This window comes from Chryseobacterium fluminis, assembly GCF_026314945.1.
GTDB classification, from domain to species: domain Bacteria; phylum Bacteroidota; class Bacteroidia; order Flavobacteriales; family Weeksellaceae; genus Chryseobacterium; species Chryseobacterium fluminis.
Genome location: NZ_CP111121.1, coordinates 3,439,403 through 3,464,944 on the forward strand (window position 1 = coordinate 3,439,403; position 25,542 = coordinate 3,464,944).

General features: G+C 37.2%; 20 protein-coding genes. 8 read left to right on the forward strand and 12 right to left on the reverse strand.

The window, feature by feature from the left end:
* Nucleotides 1-9: 9 nt before the first annotated feature.
* From ODZ84_RS15735 to ODZ84_RS15785, 11 genes are all read right to left on the reverse strand, one after another.
* Nucleotides 10-930 carry a glycosyltransferase family A protein gene (locus ODZ84_RS15735; protein WP_266173375.1) on the reverse strand — a complete coding sequence of 307 codons (921 nt, stop codon included), beginning with the start codon at nt 928-930 and terminating at the stop codon, nt 10-12.
* On the reverse strand, nt 927-1,961 hold the full coding sequence (locus ODZ84_RS15740; protein WP_266173376.1) for an acyltransferase family protein: 1,035 nt from the start codon (nt 1,959-1,961) through the stop codon (nt 927-929). Before ODZ84_RS15740 ends, ODZ84_RS15735 begins: the two co-directional genes overlap by 4 nt.
* A complete protein-coding gene (locus tag ODZ84_RS15745) occupies nt 1,958-3,493 on the reverse strand; it encodes a glycosyltransferase family protein (protein WP_266173377.1) in 1,536 nt (511 codons plus the stop codon). The genes ODZ84_RS15740 and ODZ84_RS15745 overlap by 4 nt, the downstream gene beginning before the upstream one ends.
* Nucleotides 3,494-3,538: 45 nt before the next feature.
* Nucleotides 3,539-4,639, reverse strand: a complete 1,101-nt coding sequence (locus ODZ84_RS15750) for a DegT/DnrJ/EryC1/StrS family aminotransferase (protein WP_266173378.1) — start codon at nt 4,637-4,639, stop codon at nt 3,539-3,541.
* On the reverse strand, nt 4,636-5,133 hold the full coding sequence (locus tag ODZ84_RS15755) for an acyltransferase (protein WP_266173379.1): 498 nt from the start codon (nt 5,131-5,133) through the stop codon (nt 4,636-4,638). The genes ODZ84_RS15750 and ODZ84_RS15755 overlap by 4 nt, the downstream gene beginning before the upstream one ends.
* Nucleotides 5,123-5,536 (reverse strand): sugar 3,4-ketoisomerase, encoded by a 414-nt coding sequence (locus ODZ84_RS15760; protein WP_266173380.1) that lies wholly within the window; start codon nt 5,534-5,536, stop codon nt 5,123-5,125. The genes ODZ84_RS15755 and ODZ84_RS15760 overlap by 11 nt, the downstream gene beginning before the upstream one ends.
* On the reverse strand, nt 5,529-6,791 hold the full coding sequence (locus ODZ84_RS15765) for an ABC transporter ATP-binding protein (protein WP_266173381.1): 1,263 nt from the start codon (nt 6,789-6,791) through the stop codon (nt 5,529-5,531). The genes ODZ84_RS15760 and ODZ84_RS15765 overlap by 8 nt, the downstream gene beginning before the upstream one ends.
* 36 nt (nt 6,792-6,827) lie before the next feature.
* Entirely contained in the window at nt 6,828-7,676 is an 849-nt protein-coding gene (locus ODZ84_RS15770) for an ABC transporter permease (RefSeq protein ID WP_266173382.1), read from the reverse strand.
* 175 nt (nt 7,677-7,851) lie between these two features.
* Nucleotides 7,852-8,715, reverse strand: a complete 864-nt coding sequence (gene rfbA, locus ODZ84_RS15775; protein ID WP_266173383.1) for a glucose-1-phosphate thymidylyltransferase RfbA — start codon at nt 8,713-8,715, stop codon at nt 7,852-7,854.
* 14 nt (nt 8,716-8,729) lie between these two features.
* The gene (rfbB, locus tag ODZ84_RS15780) at nt 8,730-9,809 is read right to left on the reverse strand and encodes a dTDP-glucose 4,6-dehydratase (protein ID WP_266173384.1); all 1,080 of its coding nucleotides are present in this window, start codon (nt 9,807-9,809) and stop codon (nt 8,730-8,732) included.
* Nucleotides 9,810-9,896: 87 nt separating this feature from the next.
* Complete coding sequence (locus tag ODZ84_RS15785; RefSeq protein ID WP_266173385.1) at nt 9,897-11,207, reverse strand: UDP-glucose dehydrogenase family protein; 1,311 nt, start codon at nt 11,205-11,207, stop codon at nt 9,897-9,899.
* A gap of 216 nt (nt 11,208-11,423) precedes the next feature.
* Between ODZ84_RS15785 and rimP the strand changes: the two genes are divergently transcribed.
* From rimP to infB, 4 genes are all read left to right on the forward strand, one after another.
* Nucleotides 11,424-11,891 carry a ribosome assembly cofactor RimP gene (gene rimP, locus ODZ84_RS15790; RefSeq protein WP_266173386.1) on the forward strand — a complete coding sequence of 156 codons (468 nt, stop codon included), beginning with the start codon at nt 11,424-11,426 and terminating at the stop codon, nt 11,889-11,891.
* A 15-nt stretch (nt 11,892-11,906) separates the two neighbouring features.
* Nucleotides 11,907-13,142 (forward strand): transcription termination factor NusA, encoded by a 1,236-nt coding sequence (gene nusA / locus ODZ84_RS15795; RefSeq protein WP_266173387.1) that lies wholly within the window; start codon nt 11,907-11,909, stop codon nt 13,140-13,142.
* An 80-nt stretch (nt 13,143-13,222) separates the two neighbouring features.
* Entirely contained in the window at nt 13,223-13,624 is a 402-nt protein-coding gene (locus ODZ84_RS23670) for a hypothetical protein (protein ID WP_323136744.1), read from the forward strand.
* A 77-nt stretch (nt 13,625-13,701) separates the two neighbouring features.
* Nucleotides 13,702-16,230, forward strand: a complete 2,529-nt coding sequence (infB, locus tag ODZ84_RS15800; protein WP_323136745.1) for a translation initiation factor IF-2 — start codon at nt 13,702-13,704, stop codon at nt 16,228-16,230.
* A gap of 57 nt (nt 16,231-16,287) precedes the next feature.
* Here infB and ODZ84_RS15805 read toward each other — a convergent pair whose 3' ends face one another.
* Entirely contained in the window at nt 16,288-16,962 is a 675-nt protein-coding gene (locus ODZ84_RS15805) for a hypothetical protein (protein ID WP_266173388.1), read from the reverse strand.
* Nucleotides 16,963-17,365: 403 nt separating this feature from the next.
* Between ODZ84_RS15805 and ODZ84_RS15810 the strand changes: the two genes are divergently transcribed.
* The 4 genes from ODZ84_RS15810 (at nt 17,366) to bshC (ending at nt 25,534) form a co-directional block, all read left to right on the forward strand.
* Nucleotides 17,366-20,221, forward strand: a complete 2,856-nt coding sequence (locus ODZ84_RS15810) for a SusC/RagA family TonB-linked outer membrane protein (protein WP_266173389.1) — start codon at nt 17,366-17,368, stop codon at nt 20,219-20,221.
* A gap of 12 nt (nt 20,222-20,233) precedes the next feature.
* Entirely contained in the window at nt 20,234-21,856 is a 1,623-nt protein-coding gene (locus tag ODZ84_RS15815; protein WP_266173390.1) for a RagB/SusD family nutrient uptake outer membrane protein, read from the forward strand.
* A 143-nt stretch (nt 21,857-21,999) separates the two neighbouring features.
* Nucleotides 22,000-23,934, forward strand: a complete 1,935-nt coding sequence (locus tag ODZ84_RS15820; RefSeq protein WP_266173391.1) for a putative porin — start codon at nt 22,000-22,002, stop codon at nt 23,932-23,934.
* 13 nt (nt 23,935-23,947) lie between these two features.
* Nucleotides 23,948-25,534, forward strand: a complete 1,587-nt coding sequence (gene bshC, locus ODZ84_RS15825) for a bacillithiol biosynthesis cysteine-adding enzyme BshC (protein ID WP_266173392.1) — start codon at nt 23,948-23,950, stop codon at nt 25,532-25,534.
* Nucleotides 25,535-25,542: the final 8 nt, after the last annotated feature.

Genomic DNA, 25,542 nt, shown 5'->3' on the forward strand with positions numbered 1-25,542 from the left:
TATATAAAGTTACATTTTTAATTTTCTTTTTATATAAAAAATTCTTCTGCCTGCCTTTAAAGCTTTTATAAACTGAAATCTTTTTAAATAATAAAAGATGATATTAGGATTAGCATCCTGTTTCTGATAATAGCACCAGTTGAGATAATCATCCGTTACTTTCTCTACAAAGCTTTCCTGAAACCGATGCCCATATTTTATGATTAGTTTTTCCCGATATATATTGTAGGCGTGAGATTTTTCAAGGCTTTTTTCTTTAGATCCGGAAATGCTGTTAGGGAAAATACGGATGCTTACGGTTGCGTCTTTAACAAACAGGATGGGTTTTGTTCCGGAAAAAGACAGGATTGCCAGTTCATCGCTGCCCCATGCCAATGGTATCTTTTCAAATCTGTATTTTTTATACATAGAAGTTCTGAAAACATTTTCGGAAAGACTGCTGTCTATCTCTGCAAAATATTTTTTTTTCAAGATTTCCTCTGCTGTAATGAATTCTGTATTATAATCATGGATTTTATAAGTACTGCTGTCTTCATTAATCCAGTGGAATAAAAATTTTATAGCATTAATATTTCCTTCATCAGCTTTAGTGAGATGATGATAAAATTCCTCCACAAAATTTTCAGAGATAGTATCATCATCGCCAAGGATCTGGAACCAATCTTCTTTTACATTTTCAAGAATTCTTTCCCACTGTAATGCCAGATTTTTACCACCTAAATTATCTGCATACTCGAAATAGTAATATTCGTATTCATATAAATATTCTCCGATAATAGAAGTGGGGTCGTCCGGGCTTGCATCATTCCCAATATAGATAGTGAAATTTTTATTAGTCTGCGATGCTATAGAGCGAATAGTTTCTTCAAAAAAATCTATTTTGTAGTAAGGTATAACAATGGCAAGTTTATTTTGAGTTTCCTGAATCATTTTACCAGATTTTTATAATTTAGCATCTTTTTTTCAATGATATGCCATGAGCCATATGCCAGAATGTAGGTGATCATAATGCTTAGTATCGCTAGCTCAATTACTCCAAGATTGAAATAGAACATTAGTGTTTGCTGTACTATAAAACCATAAATATAGACACCGTAAGAAATATCACCAATTTTTTTACCGATACTATTCAGGACTTTGGTGCTGCTGGTACCAGCCATGATAATAAACAAGGGCAGAATAACCGGTGCTACATATCTATATACCTCAAAATAAAGTGCGGCAATTAAGGTCGCAAACAACAGCCATTTTACCCAAAGATGATTTATTCTGTCTAAATTGAAAAGAACCAAAGCACTTCCGGCCATAAAATAGGTGCAAAGCCTATAAAATTCAGCGGGCTGGAGATATATCTTCTTCATGGTATTCCCTAAGATATGGATATCCGTAGCGTTCAGTAAGAAGGATATTAAAAAGATCGACAATGCAATTATGCGGAGGTATTTTGCTTTTCTGAAAGGAAATAAAAATAACAGGGCAATATACATGGTGAATTCATAAGCCAAAGACCACAAGCTACCATTGATAGCCCTTGGATAGGGATTGGTTTCAAAGATTCCTTTTACTTCATACTGTACTTTATATAAAGAAATAGCATTAGGAAAATAACTCCAAAAAGTTTTTTCTTTAAAAATATTATTTCCCTGATAGATCATCGGAAGGAAAAGCATAGTAAGTACAAGAAGGACAGTGTAAGCCGGGTAAAGCCGCAATAGTCTTTTCCACAGATATTCCTGTGGGCTTTTACTACGTTGCAGGCTCGTCATGATAAGGTAACCGCTGATTATGAAAAAGCTATCTACAGATAAAGAGCCGAGGCTTAGCTGATCTTTGGTAAGTATACCTACAAATTCAAGCCGGCCAGTTAAAGGATAAGAATGGGATACTATTACTAAACTGGCGAAGAGTAAACGGAGGAAATCAAAATTATTAATCCTGTTAATATTGGGAATTGTGCTCATGCTTTATTCAAAAGATATTTTAATACTTCCTTTCTCTCAAGATAGTCGATATTTATATTCTTAGATTTTGCCATTCTATATACGAAATACCTCCCTTTAAGAGACATTTTTTCCGTAAAGCTGTAATGCGAAAATTTTCTTTTATCTATCGTTACCAGCAGTTTCTCGTTCTCATCATGGTAATATTTATCCGGACCCGTCGTCCAAAATGAATGAGACTGTCTACTTATTATTTCATATAAATTATTAATACGCGATTTCCAGACATCAATACTAAAATTATTCAGGATATACTGATATTGATTTTCTAAAGTCTCAGCCCGGTATTTTTTATCAAGGATCAACCTGTCCATCATATCATGCCACTGTTCCAAATTATTAGGATATATGATTGCATTTTCTTTATTTTCACTAAAAAGCTTAAATAAGAGTAGCGGTCTATAATGCAACACAAAAGGTATTTTGCGCAAAGCAGCCTGCAGAAGCGCTGTAAACGAAGCCATAGGAAAACCTTCAACATAGATATGAGTCTTTTCTTCAAGGCTAGCCAGCTCGGTTGATGATATAATCCCGTGCAGAACGATTCTTTCGTGATGAAAGTCTTTAATATACCATGTATCCGGACTTATTCCTACAATATTAAAAATAACATTAGGATGCTTCTCTACAATTTTATGAGCCTCTTGAAGGAAATTATAGTTTTCGGTAGGCTTATATTTATAAGCTGTTCCGGTACTTAAGATTTGTAAGGTTGAAGATGTATTTCCATCATTTATATTGCTGCTGTTTTCCACAGGGATCGGTAAAAAAAACTGTCGCTCCGGGGCGATACCTCTTCTGTCAGTGTCAATAGATATATTGGATTCTCTAATTTGGAGAAGAATATCAACAATAGAAGTTCCCAGCCAAAATACATGATCGGCATGGTTAACTAAACAAACCGGGGTTATAATATCTTTTTGTGATAAAACAATATTGGTAATAGTCTCGTCAGGATGTATATGCAGGATTATAGCTTCATAATCGTTCAAAGGAAGCTGGTTTAGCAAGTTTACGGATTCTATTTTTGATGAGGCTTGTACGCTGATCTGTTCTAGACCTTCGAAATCACCGAGATGGAAATGACTTACTTCCTGCAGCTCCTCCAGAGAGAGCCTTGTGCTTAAGACTGTATGCTTCTTGGAAGTATCATTTTTTATCCAGTTATAAAGTAGTTTAGAATGCCCTCCCGATGTATAAACCACTGAACATATATGAAGTATTTTATTAGTTTTCCCATGCTTCTTTTGCTGAAAGAAGTCCGGTAAAATCTTCTGCTGAATTTTAGCTAAAAGAATTTCTAATTTTTCACATTTGTAATAGCATGAAAAATTGAACCATCCGAAGGAAGCTGTTTTTTCAATATAATTAATGCAATCTTCATACAGCCCTTCCTCAAAAAGCTTCTCAGCAGTTTTGACACAGGATTCGAAATACTTTTTATTTGAAAACAGTATTTTTTCTATATCGGTATGTAATTTCTTTTTTGTCAATTTTGTGCTTAAATGTAAATGCTAATATTTTGGTAGCGGCTAATTTTAATACATATTGATAACTTCAATTACTTTTAGTACCTCTTCATCACTCATAACCGGTGAGATCGGCAGGCTTAGTACTTCCTGATGAATCTTCTCACTGATCGGAAAAGATAAACCGTTCCAATCTTTGTAGGCCTCCTGCTTATGGGGTGGGATAGGATAATGGATCAGAGTCTGTACGCCGTTTTCTGTAAGATATGCCTGTAGCTCATCTCTTTTTTCGGTTCTGACTAAAAACACATGCCACACATGCTCAGATCCTTTTTCCGGATTTTCCGGAAGAATAATTTTAGGATTGGAGATTTCGGCAATGTAGCGCTCTGCTATCTTTCTTCTCACTTCATTTTCCTGATCGATATATTTCAGCTTGACATCCAAAACAGCCGCCTGAACCTCATCCAGTCTTGAATTTAAGCCCTGGTAGATATTTACATATTTTTTATTCGAGCCATAATTCGCCAGAGCTTTGATGGTCTTCGCAAGCTCTTCGTCATTCGTAGTAACAGCTCCTGCATCACCCAATGCTCCGAGATTCTTCCCAGGATAAAAACTAAATCCGGAAGCATCTCCAAGGTTTCCTGTCTTCTTACCGTTCCATTTTGCTCCGATGGCTTGGGCATTATCTTCAATAATCTTCAGGTTATATTTTTTGGCTAAAGCTTCGAGTTTGTCCGAGAAGATAACCCTTCCATAAAGGTGTACAATTAAAATCGCTTTTGTCCTGGAAGTAATTTTTTCTTCAATTTTAGAGATATCGATATTATAATTTTCAATATCCGGCTCTACCAATACAGGAACCAGTCTGTTATCGGAAATAGCTAGGATTGAAGCGATATAAGTGTTAGAAGGAACCAGAATCTCGTCATTGGCTTTCATCAGTCCCATTTCGATGTATCCACGAAGGATAAGGCGGAGGGCATCCAGACCATTGGCTACGCCGATTGCATGCTTCGCCCCGATATATTGGGAAAGATTTGCTTCAAACGTCTTAAGTTCATTACCCATAAGGTACCATCCGGAACGGAAGGCCTTTAGAAGCCTTTCTTCAATTTCTTCCTGATGAGATAAGTTTATTTTTTGTAGATCTAAAAATTTAATCATTTGGTTTTTGTATATGAGATTTCTCCTTTTTCATTGATAGTTCCTCGTTGCTTAGCCGGATTTCCGAACCATACGGTATTTGGCAGCACGTCTTTCGTAATAACGCTTCCTGCGCCTATTAAGGCATTTTCCCCAATAGTATTGCCTGCAACAATGGTAGAATTTGCTCCGATGGAAGCTCCCTTTTTTACCAAAGTTTTGCTGAACTGTAAAGGATATTGCTTGGAACGTGGTATTAGATCATTGGTAAAGGTTACGTTAGGGCCAATAAATACGTTATCTTCTAAAGTAACCCCATCCCAAACCTGAACTCCTGGTTTTATGGTTACATTATCGCCGATCTTTACATCGTTTTCGATTAAAACATTGCAGTTAATATTGCAGTTTTTTCCAATTTCAGCATCTTTTAGAACAACACAGAATTGCCATATCATGGTATCTTCTCCTATGTTTTCAGATTGAACATCTGCCAGATTATGAACTTTATAATTCATTAATAATGCTTTTAAATTCATTATATTCCCGAATATAATCATCCTCAGTATATGGTTCAGAAGCTAAGCATAATAAAACTGCATTATGGGAAAATTTAATATCTCTCCATACCAGTTCGGGAAGATATAAGCCTTTTGAAGGATTGTCTAACGTGAAAACTTCTTTATTATTTGTTTTGTCCTCCGTATTAAATTCAATGATACCAGAAACAGCAACAATAATTTGTTTGAGATTTTTGTGAGCGTGCCCACCTCTTATAACATCCTGTGGAGTATAGTAGGTCCAGTACACACGTTTAATGTCAAACGGAATATTTTTCAGACTTTCAGCCACAGTAATGAAACCCAGAGAAGAGTTCCCTATTCTGTCTAAATTAAAATACTGAGGTATATCGCTATTCATTAAAATTTATATTATAATCAAAATTAGGTCTTATAACTCCAGGATATACATGAAGCTTTGTGCCAACTTTTACATTTTCAACTTCAAATCCAATAAAATTATCAATACCATATAGTAGCTCGGTTTGGTCTTTGCCGAAGTACAGTTTAAAATAGTAATTCCCTGCATTGAGTAATCCTGCAGGAATATCAAATTCTACGGTATAATCTCCTTTTTTGGAATCATTGTTCTGTGTAATCAGGTTTCCTACATGAAAAATAACAAGCTCTTCATAGTTTCTTAATTCAAAAGTTGTATCAAGATTAATATTTGGAGAGTTGTTGTAAAATGAAAGCTTTACGTGTATCCCGGAATCGATATCTATTAAGTTACCATGAGTAGGGGTTACCGTAAATTCTTTTATTCTGATATTATCATTCCCTAAAGCTTCGCTAATATTACCATTATAATGATAAGATGTGGCTGTAGAGCTGCTTTTTTGATATTCTATAATAGTGCTTAGCATGTCTCCTTTATAATCAAGCCTTCCTTGTGTAAGGAGAATGCCTTTATTGCAAAGCTCTTTTACGGCTGTCATATTGTGGCTTACAAAGAGAATAGTTCTGCCTTCACCTCTGGCTACGTCATTCATCTTCCCTAGGCATTTTTTCTGGAAGTCTGCATCACCAACAGCAAGAACCTCATCTACAATTAAAATTTCAGATTCCAGATGGGCGGCAACGGCAAATGCGAGACGTACATACATTCCCGAAGAATATCTTTTTACTGGAGTATCTATATACCTTTCAACACCGGAGAATTCTACAATTTCATCAAACTTACGCTTGATTTCTTTACGGGTCATTCCTAAAATGGCACCGTTTAAGAAAACATTTTCGCGGCCAGTCATCTCCGGATGAAATCCGGTTCCCACTTCCAGCAGGGATGCAATTCTCCCATTTGTGTAGATCTGTCCTGTCGTAGGTTTTGTAACTTTGCTTAAGAGTTTCAGCAGGGTAGATTTCCCTGCTCCGTTTCTACCCACAATTCCAACGGTATCACCTTGTTCGATTTCAAAATTGATATCCTGAAGAGACCATACATATTCTGATGTTCCTTTTTTGGTCCTGTCATTAGCTTCTCCTATTTTTAAATAGGGATCTTCTTTGCCTCTCACTTTGTGCCAGAACCTGTTAAGATCATGAGATAAGGTTCCTGTACCGACTTGCCCCAGGCGGTATTGTTTTGATATATTTTCTGCTTTTAAAGCCAGCATTTTACAATTTAATTAGGAAAATTAATAAATATTTTTTTAAACAGTGTCCATGAAGGTCTTTTCAACCTTATTAAAAATAACAGTACCAATAAGTAAAAGGCTCAATATAATAGCGGTACTTATGGCAAGCATTACTGGTGAAAAATTTCCGACACCAAGCCATGCATATTTGAAGCATTCGAATATTCCGGTAAGAGGATTATAGAATGAAACTTCTTTTAAAAATCCTGGTAATGCAGAGGTCGGATAGATAACAGGAGTAGCATACATGTATAAGCTTACGCCAAATCCTAAAAGCATAGCCAGGTCTTTATATTTTGTTGTAAGGGCGGAAAAAATCATTCCCACACCTAATGCAAACAGTGCCATTAAAATAATCAGAAAAGGAGTGGCAAGGATCCAGATATTAGGATGTACCTGATCTTTAGAAAAGTAATACGTCCAGCCGATAATAAAAAGTAGAAATTGCACCCCAAAACGCATCAGGTTTGAAATCACAATAGAAAGGGGAGAAACCAGTCTCGGAAAATATACCTTTCCGAATATATTTGCATTTCCTGCAAATGTATATGAGGTCCCAAGCAGGCAAGATGAAAAATAATTCCAGAGGGTAACGCCCGCAAGATAAAAAAGTAATGGCGGAGCACCATCTGTAGGGAGATTTGCAATCCTCCCAAAAACGATTAAATAAACAATAGTCGTTAAAATAGGATTGATAAAAAACCAGATTGGACCTAAAATCGTCTGCTTAAAACTGGATACGAAATCTCTCTTCACAAACATGTAAACAAGATCTTTATATCGCCAGACTTCTTTAAGCTTTAAGTCGAATAAGGTGTGGTTGGCTTCAATCGTTTCGGTCCACTTCTGTTGTGGTTCAGTCATCTATGTAAAAATTTTAATGCAAATTTATAATAATTAATTCTTATGTTACTCCACACCTGCGAAACATTATTCACCTGAAACAGAAAAACAACAACTAATATATTGATATTTGCTGTTATAAACAAAAACTATTGACCAATAAGGCCAATAGTTGATAAATATTTAAAGTTAATCGTTATTTGTTAACAAGTTTTTTAAGATATTCGCCATACCCGCTTTTTCCATACTTGGCAGCAGTTTCCAGCAGCTTTTCTTCATTGATAAATTTATTTCTGAAAGCGATTTCTTCGATACATCCGATCTTGAAGCCCTGCCTTTTTTCAATAACGCTTACAAACTCAGAGGCGTCATTCAGGGAATCGAATGTTCCCGTATCCAGCCATGCCGTACCTCTGTCCAATACCCCGACTTCAAGTTTTCCGTTCTGAAGATAGACATTATTAACGTCCGTGATTTCGAGCTCTCCTCTGTGGGAAGGCTGGATGTTTTTGGCGATTTCTACCACATTATTATCATAGAAATAAAGCCCCGGAACGGCATAGTTCGATTTGGGCTGGGTGGGTTTTTCTTCGATAGAAACGGCTTTGAAGTCGTCATCAAATTCTACCACGCCATATCTTTCAGGATCTGAAACATGATAGGCAAAAACCACACCTCCGTCCGGATTTGTTTTATTTTTTAGTAAAGTGCCCATTTCTGAACCATAGAAAATATTATCACCCAACACCAGCGCAGCAGCAGCATCTCCTATAAACTGATCACCCAGAATGAATGCCTGGGCCAGTCCGTCCGGACTTGGCTGTACTACATATTCAATATTGCATCCTATCTGTGAGCCGTCTCCTAAAAGCTTAATAAAACCGGCCTGGTCATGAGGTGTCGTAATGATAAGAATATCTTTGATCCCGGCCAGAAGCAGGGTAGAAAGAGGGTAGTAGATCATCGGTTTGTCATAAACAGGCATGAGCTGTTTGCTTACGGCTATGGTAAGAGGGTAAAGTCTGGTTCCGGAACCTCCGGCTAAAATGATACCTTTCATCTTCAGATTGTGTTTTAGTTGTATTGTTTATCGTAATATTTCTGGTAATCACCACTCGTTACATGTTCCAGCCATTCCTTGTTCTCAAGATACCAGTCGATGGTTTTTCCTAAGCCCTCTTCAAAAGTTACGGAAGGCTTCCATCCCAATTCGGAATTTAATTTCGTTGCATCGATCGCGTAACGTTTGTCATGGCCCGGTCTGTCTTTTACATAAGTGATTAACTTTTCTGAATGCCCTTGAGGTCTTCCGAGCTTCTCATCCATCTGTCTGATAAGTTCTTTTACCAGGTCGATATTCTGCCATTCATTGAATCCGCCGATATTGTAAGTTTCTCCTGTCTTTGCTTCGTTAAAAATCTGGTGGATGCCCTTAGCATGGTCGATGACGAATAACCAGTCTCTGGTGTATTTTCCGTCACCGTAGATCGGCAAAGGTCTCTCGTTGATGATATTTGAAATACACAGAGGAATCAGTTTTTCAGGAAAGTGATTCGGACCGTAATTATTAGAACAGTTCGAAATAATAAACGGCATTCCGTACGTGTTCCCGTACGCTCTTACTAAGTGGTCAGAAGCAGCCTTGGAAGCTGAATACGGAGACTGTGGATCATATGCCGTAGTTTCTAAAAAGAATCCTGTTTCCCCAAGGCTTCCATAGACTTCATCTGTAGAAACGTGGTAGAAAAGATTTGTTCTTTTCTCATCAGGAAATCTTCCGTGGGTGTGATCCGGATTTAACGTCCAGAATTCCTTACAGAGATTCAGAAGATTGGCCGTACCGTTTACATTCGTATTAATGAATGCCATAGGATCCGTAATACTTCTGTCAACGTGGCTTTCTGCAGCCAGGTGAACCACGGCGTCCGGATTATATTTTTCAAATACTTTTCTTAATTCTTCGGGTTTTGTGATGTCTGCTTTTTCGAAAACATAATTAGGTTCGTTTTCGATATCCTTCAGGTTTTCGAGATTTCCGGCATACGTCAGCGCATCAAGGTTGATGATGGTAGATTCCGGATTGTTTTTTACAAATTCTCTTACCACATGCGAGCCGATAAATCCTGCTCCTCCAGTAATGATTATATTCTTCATGTTTTTATATTATAAGTCACGGCTTATCGCTTTTGACTTTTTTAAGATTAATTGTCTTTAATTAATAATAGATGCTTACAATGGCTCTTAGCCGATTGTTCTGCGTCCGATACTTTTATAATAGAATCCGTTCTGTTCCGGAATTTCAAGAGGGTACAAATTTCTTCCGTCGAAAATAACCTTGTGGTTCATTTTCTGAGCCATGAGTCCAAAGTTAGGGTTCTTAAATTCGGGCCACTCTGTTGCGACAAACAATGCATCTGCTTTTTCCAGTGCATCATACATAGTTTTTGCATACTGAATCTGATCTCCCAGTATTTTTCGGACGTTATTTTCTGCCACGGCATCATACGCAACAATTTTCGCGCCTTTTTCTAATAGCAAAGCAATATTGTCCAATGAAGAGGCTTCCCGGATGTCATCCGTATTGGCCTTAAAGGCCAGTCCCCACATGGCAATGGTTTTTCCTTCGATGCTTCCTCCGAAATATTTTTCAATTTCTGAGACCAGGATCACTTTCTGGGCAATATTTACATTTTCTGTAGCTTCCAGGATCTGGAAATTAAAATCTTCCTGCTTGCCGGATCTTATCAGTGCTTTTACATCTTTAGGGAAACAGCTTCCTCCGTAACCGATGCCGGGGAATAAAAAGCGGTGTCCGATCCTGTCATCACTTCCCATTCCGAGTCTTACCTTGTCTACATCGGCGCCTACTTTTTCGCAATAATTGGCAATTTCATTCATAAACGTAATTTTTACGGCTAAAAATGAGTTGGCGGCATATTTGGTAAGTTCGGAAGATTTTTCATCCATGAAGATAATGGGAATTCCGGTATTGGTAAATGGCTGGTAAATTTTAGCCATAATATCTTTCGCTTTGTCAGAGCTCGAACCCACAACTACTCTTGCCGGGTTCATAGAATCCTCAACGGCAAAACCTTCTCTTAAGAATTCCGGATTGGAAACGACATCAAAAGGAATGCTTGTTTTTGAGGAAATAACTTCACGTACCCGGTCTGCTGTCCCTACCGGAACGGTACTTTTATTAACGACAACTTTATATTCTGTCATCATTTCGCCGATGTCACCGGCTACTTTCAGGACGTATGAAAGATCTGCAGAACCGTCTTCTCCGGGAGGAGTAGGTAAAGCCAGGTAGATCACTTCACTTTTGTCTAAGGCTTCTTTCAGATTAGTGGTGAAAAATAATCTTTCAGCCTGAATGTTTCTCAGGAACATCTCTTCAAGGTTCGGCTCATAAATGGGAACGATGCCGTTTTTCATACCTTCTACTTTTTTCTCATCAATATCTACACAGTATACTGAATTGCCAAGTTCTGCTAGGGTAGTGCCTGTTACTAATCCTACATAACCTGTTCCTACAATCGTTATATTCAAAATGTATGTTTTTAAAAATTCTAGACAAAAATAATAAAAATACCTTCACCACAACTTTTAATTTGATGTAAATCATTTTAACTTATTTGATTGATAATAAGGATATTTTGGTTTTTTAAGAAAAATTTGTATATTTGCATTGGATTTACGGAAAAAATGGGAAGGCCTTCGGAAGAAAGCCTTTTTTCGTACGGGTAAATCAAGATTACATTTTTTATGGAGTTTAGAAAGAGAATTGAAGAATTATTAAACGAATTCCTTGACACCAGAAAAGATTTATTTCTTATTGATTTAAAGTTTTCTGCAGGGGATGATATCACCGTTATTCTGGATGGTGATAACGGCGTTTCTTTGCAGGATTGCCTGGATGCAAGCCGTGCAATAGAGTTCAATATGGATCGTGAGGAGCATGATTTCAGCCTTCAGGTAATGTCTGCAGGATTGAGTGAGCCCCTGTCGACACCAAGACAGTTTGCAAAAAATCTGGGAAGAGAAATTGAAGTTTTACTAAATGACTCCACCCAGACAGAAGGAGAACTTGCAAAAGTGGATGAAGAAAAAATTACACTTATTCTGCGCTACCGCAAGCCAAAAGATATTGGAAAAGGGAAAGTAGATGTGGAGGAGGAAAAAGAAATTCCTTACTCTGAGATTAAAAAAGCGTTAGTAACAATTAAATTTTAAAAGAAAAAAGAATAAATGGACAATATAGCGTTGATTGAATCCTTTGGTGATTTTAAAGACGAAAAGGGGATCAGTAAGATTGATCTTATGGCAATTATTGAAGATTCACTGAAGACCCTTTTGAGAAAAAGATACGATTCGGATGATCATTTTGATGTGATTGTAAACCCTGATAAAGGAGATTTTCAGATATTTTTAAATAAAACCATCGTAGAAGACGAAATGTCTGAAGATGATGATTTGGAAATTGAAATTTCTGAGGCTAAAAAAATAGACCCTACCTTTGAAGTTGGAGAAGACTTTACCATGGAAATTCCTGTTGCTCAGTTGGGCAGAAGAAATATCCTTACTTTGAAGCAGATTCTTGCCACCAAACTGCAGGAGCATAACAACGCCATGTTGTATGAGCAGTTCAGGGATAAAATTGGCGAGATTGTTGTAGGAGAAATTCACCACATCCGTCATAAGCATGTTATTTTGCTGGATGATGAAGGGAACGAATTTATTTTGCCTAAAGAAAATCAGATTCCGTCGGATTTCTTTAAAAAAGGTGAGAATATCAGAGCTATTGTTGAAACAGTAGATTTCAAAGGTTCAAAACCACAGATTATTATTTCCAGAACTGCTCCTAAATTCCTTGAGAAATTATTAGAGCTGGAAATCCCTGAAATTCAGGATGGTACTATTATGCTGAAAAAAGTAGTAAGAATTCCTGGGGAAAAGGCGAAAATAGCAGTAGATGCTTACGATGACAGAATTGATCCGGTAGGTGCCTGTGTAGGGGTGAAAGGATCCAGAATTCATGGCGTGGTAAGAGAGTTGAGAAATGAAAACATCGATGTTATTCAGTGGTCTAAAAACCCTGAAATTTTGGTGAAGAGAGCTTTGGGAAATGTTACCATCAATAAAATTGATATCAATGAGGATCAGTCGTATGCACTGGTATACACGCCTATTGAAGAGATTTCCAAAGTAATCGGAAAACAGGGCCAGAACATCAGACTTGCTTCTTGGTTGACAGGTTATGAAATTGATGTGCATAGAGAAGCCAGCGAAGATGACGACGTTGAATTAAGAGAATTTAATGACGATATCGAGCAGTGGATCCTGGATGAATTTAAAAAAGTAGGTCTTACGACTGCAAAATCGGTACTGGATAAGGAAACTGAAAGTCTTCTGAATATGGTAGACCTTGAAGAAGAAACGATCGAAGAAGTAAAACGTATTCTGAGAGAAGAATTCGAAGATTAAGATTTTCAATAAATTTTAATAAAACAGTAAAAAAGAAATACTTTAATTTTATAGAATTAAAAAAACAGTAAATAGTATAGATGCCAAAAATTAGATTAAATAAAGCGGTTAAGGAATTCAATATTTCGATGTCCAGATTAGTGGAATTTTTACAAGCTAAGGGTATCGAGGTTGAAAGCAATCCTAACGCTCAATTAGAAGAAGCGGCATATTCTGCATTGGAAGCTGAGTTTGCCAAAGACGGTGAGCAGCGTAAAGCTTCCCATGAGGTGGTTATCACTAAAGTTCCGGAAGAAAAACTGGAGATTGAAGAGAAAAAGACCCCTGAAGTAATAAGAGCTAAAGCTAATAAACCGGAAACTAAAATTTTAGGTAAGATAGATCTTGAATCTAAAAAACCTGAAGTTGAAGAAACTCCTGCTGAAAAACCTGCACCTGTAGTGGAGGAGAAAAAGAGGAAGCTGCACCTGCTCCTGAGGTGAAAGCGGCTCCTGAAAAGCAGGAATTTAAAGTTCTGGATAAAATAGATTTGTCTCAAATAGAATCTAGGAATAGACCAGTGAAAAAAGACAAACCTAAAGAAGAGGAGAAAAAAGTAGAGGAAAAACCAGTTGTAGAACCTGTGAAAGAAACTCCAAAACCAGTTGTTGAGGCTGCTAAGCCTGCCGAGGTAAAACCTGTTGAAACGAAGAAAACAGAAGAAGAACCTCAAGAACCACAAAAAATTGAAACCGTTTATCAAAAGCTTGACGGACCTAAAATTGTTGGTGAAAAGATCGACTTAACCCAATTTGCACCAAAACCAAATTCCGGGGCTAAGAAGAAAAGAAAAAGAATTGAAAAGCCCGGTGGAAACAATCCACAAGGTGGTGGAAACAACCAGCAGGGTGGAAACAATAACAACCAGGGTGGTGCACAGGGAAACCGTCCTTATAATAATAATCAGGGTGGGCAAAACCGTCCTCAGGGACAGGGTGGGCCTCAAGGCAACCGTCCTCAGGGGCAAGGTGGCCAGAACCGTCCGCAAGGGCAAGGCGGCCAGGGTGGAAACCGTTTTGGAAACAACCAGGGCAGCCGACCGCCAGGTCAGGGTGGTCAGGGAAATCGTCCGCCGGGTCAGGGAGGAAACCGTTTTGGTAACAACAGACCTGGTCAGAGAACGATGCCTGTTGAATTGACAGATGAACAAGTTAAAAATCAGATCAAGGAAACGCTTGAGAAGTTAACCAATAAAGGAGGTAAATCAAAATCTGCCAAACACAGGAAAGATAAGAGAAACTTCCGTAGGGAACAGGATGAGCGTCAGCAGGAAATTGATGCACAGGACAGAACATTAAAGGTAACCGAGTTTATCACGGTAGGTGAACTTGCGAGTTTAATGAATGTTTCTCCGACAGAAGTTATTTCTGCATGTTTCTCATTAGGGGTAATGGTTACCATGAACCAGAGACTGGAAGCGGATACCTTGTTGTTGGTAGCGGATGAATTTGGGTACAAAATCGAATTCTCGGATGCGGATCTTGAAGAAAATGATGCAGAAGACGAAATAGATACTGAAGAAAGCCTGTTATTCAGAGCGCCGGTAGTTACCGTAATGGGACACGTTGACCACGGTAAGACTTCATTATTGGATTATGTAAGGAAAACCAATGTAATTGCAGGAGAATCCGGTGGAATTACTCAGCACATCGGAGCTTATAACGTGAAATTGGAAAACGGACAGAGAATTACATTCCTGGATACTCCCGGTCACGAAGCCTTTACCGCAATGAGAGCGAGAGGAGCACAGATCACCGATATTGCTATTATTGTAATTGCAGCGGACGATGATGTGATGCCTCAGACGAAAGAAGCCATTGCCCATGCTCAGGCTGCGCAGGTACCGATGATTATTGCGATCAATAAGGTTGATAAACCTAATGCGAATCCTGATAACATCCGTCAGCAGCTTTCCGGATTAAATCCGCCGGTATTGGTTGAAGAATGGGGTGGAAATGTTCAGGCGCAGGAGATTTCAGCTAAATTTGGTAATAACGTAGATGTATTGTTGGAGAAGGTTCTATTGCAGGCAGAAATGCTTGAATTGAAAGCTAATCCGGAACGTGCAGCCAACGGTGTTGTTATCGAAGCGTCTTTAGATAAAGGTAGAGGGTATGTAGCAACGATGCTGGTACAGACAGGAACTTTAAGAGTCGGTGACTATGTGGTAGCCGGTAAAAATCACGGTAAAGTAAAAGCTTTACTGGATGAAAGAGGTAAAAATCTGGAAGAGGCTGGTCCTTCAATTCCGGCAACGATCTTAGGATTGGACGGAGCACCTACAGCAGGGGATAAATTCCGTGTATATGCTGATGAGAGTGAAGGTAAGGCTATTGCTAACAAAAGAGAGCAGTTGCAGAGAGAACTGTCCATCCGAACCAAGAAGCATACAACTCTTGAAGAATTGGGAAGACGTATTGCTTTAGGTGAGTTCAAAGAACTGAATATTATCCTTAAAGGTGACGTGGATGGTTCTGTAGAAGCACTTTCTGATCAGTTACAAAGACTTTCAACGGAAGAGATCAGCGTGAAAATCCTTCACTCAGGAGTAGGACAGATCACGGAATCTGATATCAACTTAGCCGCAGCATCTGATGCGATCATTATCGGATTTAATGTAAGAGCCGGTGCCAACGCAAAAGATCTTGCAGACCGTGAAGAAATTGAGATCAGAACGTATTCTGTTATTTATAAAGCGATCGATGAAGTAAAAGAAGCGATGGAAGGGATGCTTTCTCCGGAAATTCAGGAGCAGGTAATCGGTAATGTTGAAATCCGTGAGGTATTCAAGATTTCTAAAGTAGGAACAATTGCAGGTTGTATGGTTCTTACAGGAAAAGTTACCAGACAGTCCAAAGTTCGTTTATTGAGAGATGGCATCGTTAAGTTTGACGGCGAGTTAGAAAGTTTAAAACGTTTCAAAGACGATGTAAGAGAAGTAACAAAAGGTTACGAATGTGGATTGAATCTGAAAGGGTATAATGATATCGAAACGGGTGATATTCTTGAAGTTTATGAAGAAGTAGCCGTGAAGAAAAAATTGAAATAATTTCACTTTTTGATTAACATAAAAAAACCACTTTTTTAAAGTGGTTTTTTTATTCAATTAATTTTGATTTAGAAAGTTGACCAGTTTGATCAGGTCTTCCTCTTTGTCAAACTTTATTTTATTGGATTTAAAGAATGTATTTAAAGCATCCTTTTTATCTGAAAAAGCTTCTGTGATGTCTTTTTGGCTTTTAGGTTTTTTGATCCATCCCTTTTCTGTTTTAATATAATAAACAGGCTGCTGAAGTTTAAACAATGCAGGTCTACCGGTTGCGTAAGAATTGGCTGCCGGAGCTGCATCTATAAATTTGGTTTTTACTTTTTTATAGAGTGCATTTTTTCCGCCTGCCAGTTCAAAAAAATATCCGCTTAAATCATCTCCGGTTTCCAATAAAACCAGTGTTTGCTGTGGTGATGATATCTCAATTCTTGAAAACTGACTTTCTTTTGGCAGTACAAGAGGGCTGTTATCTTTCTGAAATTCAACCTCATCTTTATAAGAATTATATCGCACTGAGATTTTTTCATAGTTGTCAGCGACCTTAGCCTGGTGGAAATTTTTATCAATATACGGAGATCCAGATATGTCCTCATATTTCATGGGCTTTTCTTCTCCTTTAGCACTGAAAACTGCATGGTCGCCCGTCACCTGATTTACAGATAATGTTTGCTGAGAATAACCCAGTATTGACGAAACGGATAATAGACCTGTAAGAATTATTTTACGATTCATGTTTGATTATGTTGTTGATTAGTAATTGAGTTGTTTTATGACACTTGAATTGCCTTTACAAATGTAGTAATTTATATTGAAGTTTAATTTATTCTAAGTTATTGACGAGGTAGAAGTTAAATTTTGTAAAAATATCTTTTTTTGGTGAATTATACGCTTTGTAATTTATAATTAATCTAAATAATATTTTATATGTTGTTGAAAAAATGTTAAATTAACTTATAGTGGTGTAAAAATTACGTATTATGGAATAAAATTCACTAATTATTATTGAGTATTACTATATTATAATAGTATTCACATTATTTAATAAAAAAATATTCTATATAAGTCATCAGAAAACTTGCAAGTGTTAATATTTATTAACATATTTGCCCATTAAAATATATTAAAATTTGTTAATATGAATGTTAAATTACGAGTATTAACAGCTGGTGTCATGTTTTTCACAGGACAGGCTGTATTTGCACAAAGCGACTCTACAAGAACTAAAGACGAGACTAAAATCGAAGAGGTAGTTGTTTTAGGGTATAGCAAAACTTCTACAAAAGCTAAGTCTACATCGGCTTCTGTAACTGTTGGATCTGAGACTCTAGAAAACAGACCGAATATCTCTGTTTTGAACTCGATTCAGGGTACTGCTCCCGGTATTGTAGTGAACTCAGCTTCCGGATCACCAGGTTCAGGTAAATTCAATATCTTAATTAGAGGTCTAAGTTCATTGAACGGTTCTACAGACCCATTATATGTAGTAGACGGTATTATTACGTCTGGATCTCAATTCAGAAACTTGAACTCTTATGATATTGAAACTTTCAGTATTTTAAAAGATGCTCAGGCTACTGCGATCTATGGTAACAGAGCGGCTAATGGAGTTGTCGTTATTACTACTAAAGGTGGTAAATTCAACTCAGGACTAAGAATTTCTTACGATGCTCTGACTTCTTTCTCTTATATGCCTAAGGTTGACTACAATATGTCTAATGCAAGACAGTTATTACAAATTCAGAATAACTATGGTGCAGCAGGTTTAGGAACGACACTAACGCAAGAGCAGATCGATAATTGGGGAATTGATACCGATTGGAATAAGCAATTCACTCAGGTGGGGATGTCTCAGCAACATAACTTATCATTAAGTGCTGGAGGTGAAAATATCAGTAACTTCCTTTCATTGGGATATTTGGATAGTGAGGGTAACGTTAAATCAACGGATTTCAAAAGATTTACCTTAAGAAATAATCTAAGTGGAAAATCAAAAGATGGCAGATTAACATTTAATACAATCGTTGGTTTAGGGTATTCCAAAAGAAATCAGTTGGATGATGAAACGAACGCTGCTATTAATGCAAACGTAATTCAAAACCCATTATTTGGTGGAGTTTTATCGCCATCATTTATGGCTCCTTCTCCATATAATAATGGTAGAGAGCTATTTAATGCAATCGGACAGAATAGTGCAGCAAACAGACCATACATTCTTTACGATAATATTAACGGAGGTATCAGAAATCAATTTACTGAAACAAGCATCAGTGCTCTTACCAATGTTAACTACAAATTGACAGATTGGTTAAGTGTAGGAAACAGAACAGGTATTGATTATAAAGAATATGAAAGGATTTTTGCCAGATCTCCGCTAGGATATCTTGCTATTTCCGTAGCTGCTGGTCAAGGAGCACAGTACGGAGGACTTGAGCAGTTCAGTACGACAAAAGACTTTACACTTAACTCAATTACGAACGTTACTTTTAATAAGACTTTTGGAGAACATACAATTTCAGCCGCAGCTTATTTAGATTATAATAAAATTCACTGGTATAATAATTCTCAGACTCAGAATGGTCTGAATCCTTTATTCTGGTCATTTGGAGCTGGAACAGGATATGTACCATTTAATCCAGATACTCCGAACATTTACAGACCTTCTGTTTCTGCACAGAAAGTTACCGGAGGAACGCTTGCTTATTTTGGAACAGTGGATTACGACTATAACGATCGTTATGGGGTAGGCGCAGTTGTAAGAAGAGATGGATCTTACAGATTTAACAGTGCTAACAGATGGGAAACCTTCTGGTCGGTAGCTGCAAGATGGAATATCGACAAAGAAAGCTTCATGGCTGACTCTGGATTCAGATTATTAAAGTTAAGAGCTTCAATTGGTACTACGGGTAACCAAAACTTAGCCGTACCTGCTAATAATACCAACCCACTAGCACTTTTACCTAATAACTATCTTGATTTATATAGCTCTGTATCAGGTTATCAAAATCTACCGGGAGTTTCTTTCTCTAATTTAGCAAACCCATATTTGCGTTGGGAGCAGGTAAAACAAACGAACATAGGATTAGACTTTAACTACAAAGGATTTGTTGAAGGTAGTTTAGAATACTATCAGAAAAGAACATCAAGAATGTTTAATGATTTAGTAACATCTGCTGCTATCGGTCAATACACTATCAGAGGTAATAATGGTGTGATGGATAATAAAGGGGTTGAAGGTACGGTAAGATTCAATGTATTGAAAGGAGCTGACACTAAATTAAGTATTTTTGCCAATGCAGCTTACAACTCTAATAAAATCGTATCTATGGATACACAGGATTTAAGTGGAGATGTAGTAGATGCAGTAGGAGGTCCTGCTAGTCAATATCAATTATATCCTTACATTGGGGTAGATCCTGCAGACGGAGAGCAGATGTTCCTGGATATTAACGGTAATATGACGAAATCTCCAGTTGCAGGTGACAGAAGATTAACCGGGAAATCTCCATATGCTAAATTTACAGGAGGTTTTGGATTTAACTTCCAGCATAAAGGATTCTTTATGGATACTTTATTCTCTTTCCAACAGGGAGGATATATCTATGATAACTTATATTCTTGGGTAATGGATCCATTCTATGCGGCTAATAATATCAACGTTTCTGCTGATTTATTAAACGCGTGGACGCCTGATAATACTAATACAGATGTACCATCATTATTTGCAAACAATGCAGGATTAGAAGGTTCTTCAGATAGATTCCTTTATAAATCAGATTTTATCAGATTAAAGAACATCTCATTAGGATATAACTTTACTAAAAGCCAATTAGGTAACTTGCCAGTGAGATCGGTTAAAGTATTTGTTCAGGCAGAAAACTTATATACCTGGACTTCATGGAAAGGGTTTGATCCAGAACCAATTACTACATATTCATTAAATGTTTACCCTAACCCAAGAACTGTTTCAGTGGGTGTGAATGTTGATTTTTAAAAAAAAGAATTTATGAAAAGAATAATAAATACAGTATTAATTTTAGCAACTCTTTCGGCCGCAAGTGTCACTATGAATAGTTGCCAGGATGCCATTGATATCGTTCAGCCAGGACAGGTAGGAGAAGATGAGCTTTTTGTTAGTGTAGCTAACATGAATGAATTCTTGATCGGATCTGTATATGGAAGTCTTGATACAAATAATGAAATTTACCTTGGAGCTGTAATCACCGACGAGGTTAAGCCAGGAAGTGGTAGTGGTGGACAGGAATTTCAACTACACAGATATTTTCTTGATCCTTCAGAAGGTTTGACAGGATCTATCTGGTTAGGTCACTATTTTACAATCAACAGAATTAATAGATTAATCGAAGGAGCAACGAAGATTACTCCTAACGGTACAGCTGAAACTAATCAATACAACAGTATTTTAGCTCAAGCTAGAGCTATCAGAGCATTCTGTTATTTACAGTTAGAGTCTTATTTCTCTACTGATATGAAGAATCCTAATGCATTAGGAGTTATGCTAGTGAAAGATGTACCAGCTACTGATGCTCAGTTACCTAGAGTGAAAAATCAGGATATCTATGACTTTATTAAAGCTGACTTAGATTATGCTAGAGGTGTTTTAACTGCTAACGGTACAACACAATATTATGCTGATAAAAACTTTGTAAGCGCACTATCTGCAAGATTCAATCTTTATATTGGGAATACTGCGCTAGCTAAGCAATATGCTCAGGAAACGATTAATAATTCAGGGTTAGTACTTACTACAGCCATGCCTATTGAAGGTACCAATCCTTATTCAGGTGCTGTTTCAGGACCTTTTAATCAAACACTTAATGTTGCTCAGTCTAGTGCTTGGAATATAGCATTTTATGGAGGAACATCGACTGCAAATGGAAACGGACTGAACGGTTCATTCAATCCTTATAGAAATATGTGGGCAGATCGTACCAGAGGGGAAATTGTATTCGCATTAAATAGATTGCCTGCCGGTGCTGGAAGCAGCATTGGAACAAGATGGAATACAAACACCTCGCAAGTATCTGGTGTTCCTATGTGGTTCTTAGGAAGAAACTTATATAATTTAATTAATGTACCGGGAGATATCAGAAGATGGGCATACGTAGATCCTTCTGCTTTACCAAGTACAAATTACCAGAATGTGTCTTCCACTGCTGATAGAATTGTTATTGACAAATATCCGGGTAAAACCAGCGCGCCTACAAGAAATGATCTTAAAATATTTAGATTGTCTGAAATGTATTTTATCGTAGCTGAAGCTGAAGTAGCTGCCAATAATTTAACTGCTGCTGCTGCTGCTGTACAACAAGTAAGAGTTGCTAGAAACTTTAATGGTACTGCTGTAACTCCCGCTTATACAAATACTCAGATCGCTTATGCTGATATTTTGAAAGAACGTAGAGTTGAGCTAGCCTTAGAGGGTCACCGTTATATTGACTTGAAAAGATTGGCAACACTCGCAGGTGTTACTATGGATAGAAATGCTAAGGATGATATTGTTGCTGTTACTAATCTTCCAAATGATAGCTACAAGTATACCTTACCAATTCCTATTCAGGAAACTGCCGGTAACCCAAATATCCAGCAAAACCCAGGTTATTATTAATAGATATTAACCATATATATAAAACCCTGCTTCAAGCAGGGTTTTTTATTTCCTATTATTTCTTATTTTTGCTTAACAAAATTTGATATTAACATCTTCGGTGTAGGATGGCATATGACTTTTTGAATAATATAAATAAATACATGAAGTATATACTTGCATTTCTGATTTTCTTTAGTTTTATATCTCAGGCACAGGTAGTTAATAAAACAGATTTTAATCAGCTTCCTAAAGAAGAAGACACTTTAGTCATCGATTCCGGAAAAAAGGATTCTATGAAAATATTTAAGCCTACGATTAATGATTATCAGTATCAGACCCAGTTTTCGGAGAAAAAGGTTTTTGATACCGTAATGACTTTTGATAAGACCTATATATTTTCTCAATATAACAACAGAGATAATTTCGGACGGGTGCAGTTTGCCAACGTGGGGTCAGGATTTAATCCGCTGTCTTATGAGGTGAATGCCGAAGAAAATTTGTCATTGCTGCCTGCCAATAAATCTTATGGGATTCTAGGGATAAGTGATGTTAAATATTATGATGTAAAAACGCCCACCGCCGCATTCATCTATCATAACTCAATGAAAAACGGAGCCGTTCTGAAATCTACTTATACCCAGAATATCGGGAAAAGGTTCAATTTTGCCTTAGAGTACATGGGACTGCGTTCACAAGGTCTCTACAGAAATTCCCTGGCTGCCAATAACAATACCCTATTTTCAGGACATTATACTTCTAAAAGCGGAAATTATGAAGTATTCGCCCACTATCTGCATCAAAATGTAAATAACCAGGAAAATGGAGGAATTGTCGCAGACAGCCTTTTCATGAGTGGCGACAGTGATTTTAGAAACAGGACGAACGCACAGATAAATCTTACCGGAACAAGTTCCCAGTTTTCCTACAGGAGATATTATCTGACTCATCAGTTTGCGCCTTTTAATTCAGAAAAGATTCCTTTTAAAATAAGACATACGATATCAAACCAAGGGAATAAATATTATTACCATCAGGATGCTTTAGAACCATATTTGTACGATGACGAATCTCAGCTTGTTTCAGGATTCCCGTTATCAACAAAGAAATATTCCAATAATTTCAGCAATACCGTAAGTATGGTCTGGGATAATGAAAAGTTTAAACTGGATGCCGGGGTCCGGTACCAGATGTTAAAGTTCGGAACCACAGAACTGGTATCTCCTAATTTTGATATTCCCAGTGAAATGAAGGAAAGCAGGATAGGAGCGGTTGGCAATCTGCAGGTAAAGCTGTTTGATAAAATACAGCTCAATTCATTCCTGGAGTTTTCAAACGGAAGTCAGTTCGGAAGTTACGTGAAAACGACCAATCAGCTAAAGTTTGAGCCGGTCAAAGATTATTTTGTCAATGCCAGGGTTAATTTTCAGAGCGCATCACCATCATTTAATTACCTTGTCAATACTTCTGTGTATAATAATTTTAATTATTACTTACAGGACGCCAAAAACCAGGCAATCACGGAAATCGGGGGGAGCATCAATTTAAAGTGGTTTAAGACAGAACTCTTTGCCAACTACTTCAGGATCGATAACTATACCTATTTTGATGCCGAATCGATGCCTGCCCAGAGTGAAAGTCCCCTGAATATTTCTCAGATTGGAGGTGACGCGACTTTCAGCTACAGAAATTTTCACCTGAACACAAGATTGCAGTTCCAGAACGCACTGACGAACAAAGAACTTTTACCAATGCCCGGTTTTATAGGAAGAGCCAATTTCTTCTATCAGTCAAAGGCCTTTAAAAATGCTGCTGAAATCCAGGCGGGAATAAAAGTATATTATTTCTCTAAATTTGCTTCCAGAGAATATTTTCCGGTTCTTAATGACTATATTTTACCGGGAACAAATTCTTTTTCCATCGGTGGGCAGCCTATCGCTGATGTGTATATTAATATGAAGGTGAAAAAGATGTTCTTTTTTATAGAAGGACAACAGGTCGGGACGCTTTTGTCTCACAATAAAGCCTATGCATTTCCCCATTATCCGGTCTATGATTTTAGATTAAATATCGGAATTGTGTGGTATTTGTTCAACTAAAACTTAATTAAAGTTGAAAACAATTAATAAAATATCGTTCAACGATATAGAGAGTATTCCTCAGCTTGTCAAAGATTTTTTAAATCAGAAAATAGAGGGTTTTGAAGAAAATATTTTTTCTTTTGATAATTTTAAAAAACAGATTCACCTCAAACAAAGCTCTTTTACAGAGGAACAGAGAGAGGTTTTATACAAAGTGTTCATCGACCAGTCAAAAAACCTTTCGCTTTCTTCAGGACAAAAAGAAAATATCGAAAGTCTCAGGCGGTCTGATACCTTTACCATCACCACCGGACATCAGCTCAACTTATTTTCGGGACCGGTTTTTTTCGTTTATAAAATCTTACAGACCATTAAAACGTGCCGTGATTTAAAAGAAAGCTTTCCTGATTTTAATTTTGTTCCAGTCTATTGGATGGCTTCGGAAGATCATGATTTTGCCGAGATCAACCATTTTAAAACAGAGAATAACTATTACGAAAACAACGAAAAACCCGGCGGTCCGGTTGGGAGAATAAAGATCAGCGATACTTATTTCATTTCTGAATTTGAAAAAGAATTTAAAGATTCGATCTTCGGAACCGAACTGATTTTGATGTTAAAAGAGGCATATCAACCGGGAAATACGCTGACAACAGCCATCAGAACTCTGGTAAACCGTCTTTTTTCAGAATTTGGATTACTCATTCTTGACGGAGACTCTATAGACCTCAAAAAACAGATCAGCAATACTTTTAAAGGAGAGCTCCTTCATTTCAGCTTATATAAAAATACAAAAGAAAAAGTAGATTTCTTAACGGCAAAGTATGGTAAGGTACAGGTAAATCCACGTGAGATCAATCTTTTTTATTTATCTGAAACAAGAGACAGAATAGATTTCGACGGAACACACTACCATATCGTAGACCGGAACATTCAGTTTACAGAAGAAGAAATTTTAACCGAGCTGGAGAACTTTCCGGAAAAATTCAGTCCCAATGCGCTGATGCGACCGGTTTATCAGGAAACGGTCCTGCCTAATCTGGCTTACATCGGGGGCAATGCTGAAATCATGTACTGGCTCGAACTTAAGGACTATTTTTCGAAAATTAATATTCCTTTTCCGATTCTAATTCCAAGAAATTCTATGCTCTTTCTGAAAGAAAAAACATTAGGTAAAATTGAAAAACTGGAACTGAAAGTTGAAGATTTCTTCCATAATTTTACTACGATCACCAACAATAAGATATTAAATAATAATGACATTCTGAAATTGCTTGAAGAGAAGGAGGATCTCCTTGCAAAGCAGTTTTCCGATTTAAAAGCGGCCGCTGAAACGACCGAACAGTCCTTTGGAAATATGGTAAAGGCAGAAGAAGTAAGACAGCTGAAATCCTTTAAAAGATTAAAAAAACGTCTTCTTCATGCCGAAAAAATAAAACAGACTGAATTGTTAGAAAGACTGGAAAATCTCTTTTTAGATGTACATCCTTCTAAAACCTGGCAGGAAAGGGTTTATAATTTTAGCGTATTCTTCGCAGATTATGGATATTCATGGCTTGAAACTTGTTTAGAAGAGATGGAAATAAGGGAGTCCAAACTAATAATTGTTGCCATTTAATTTTAAAG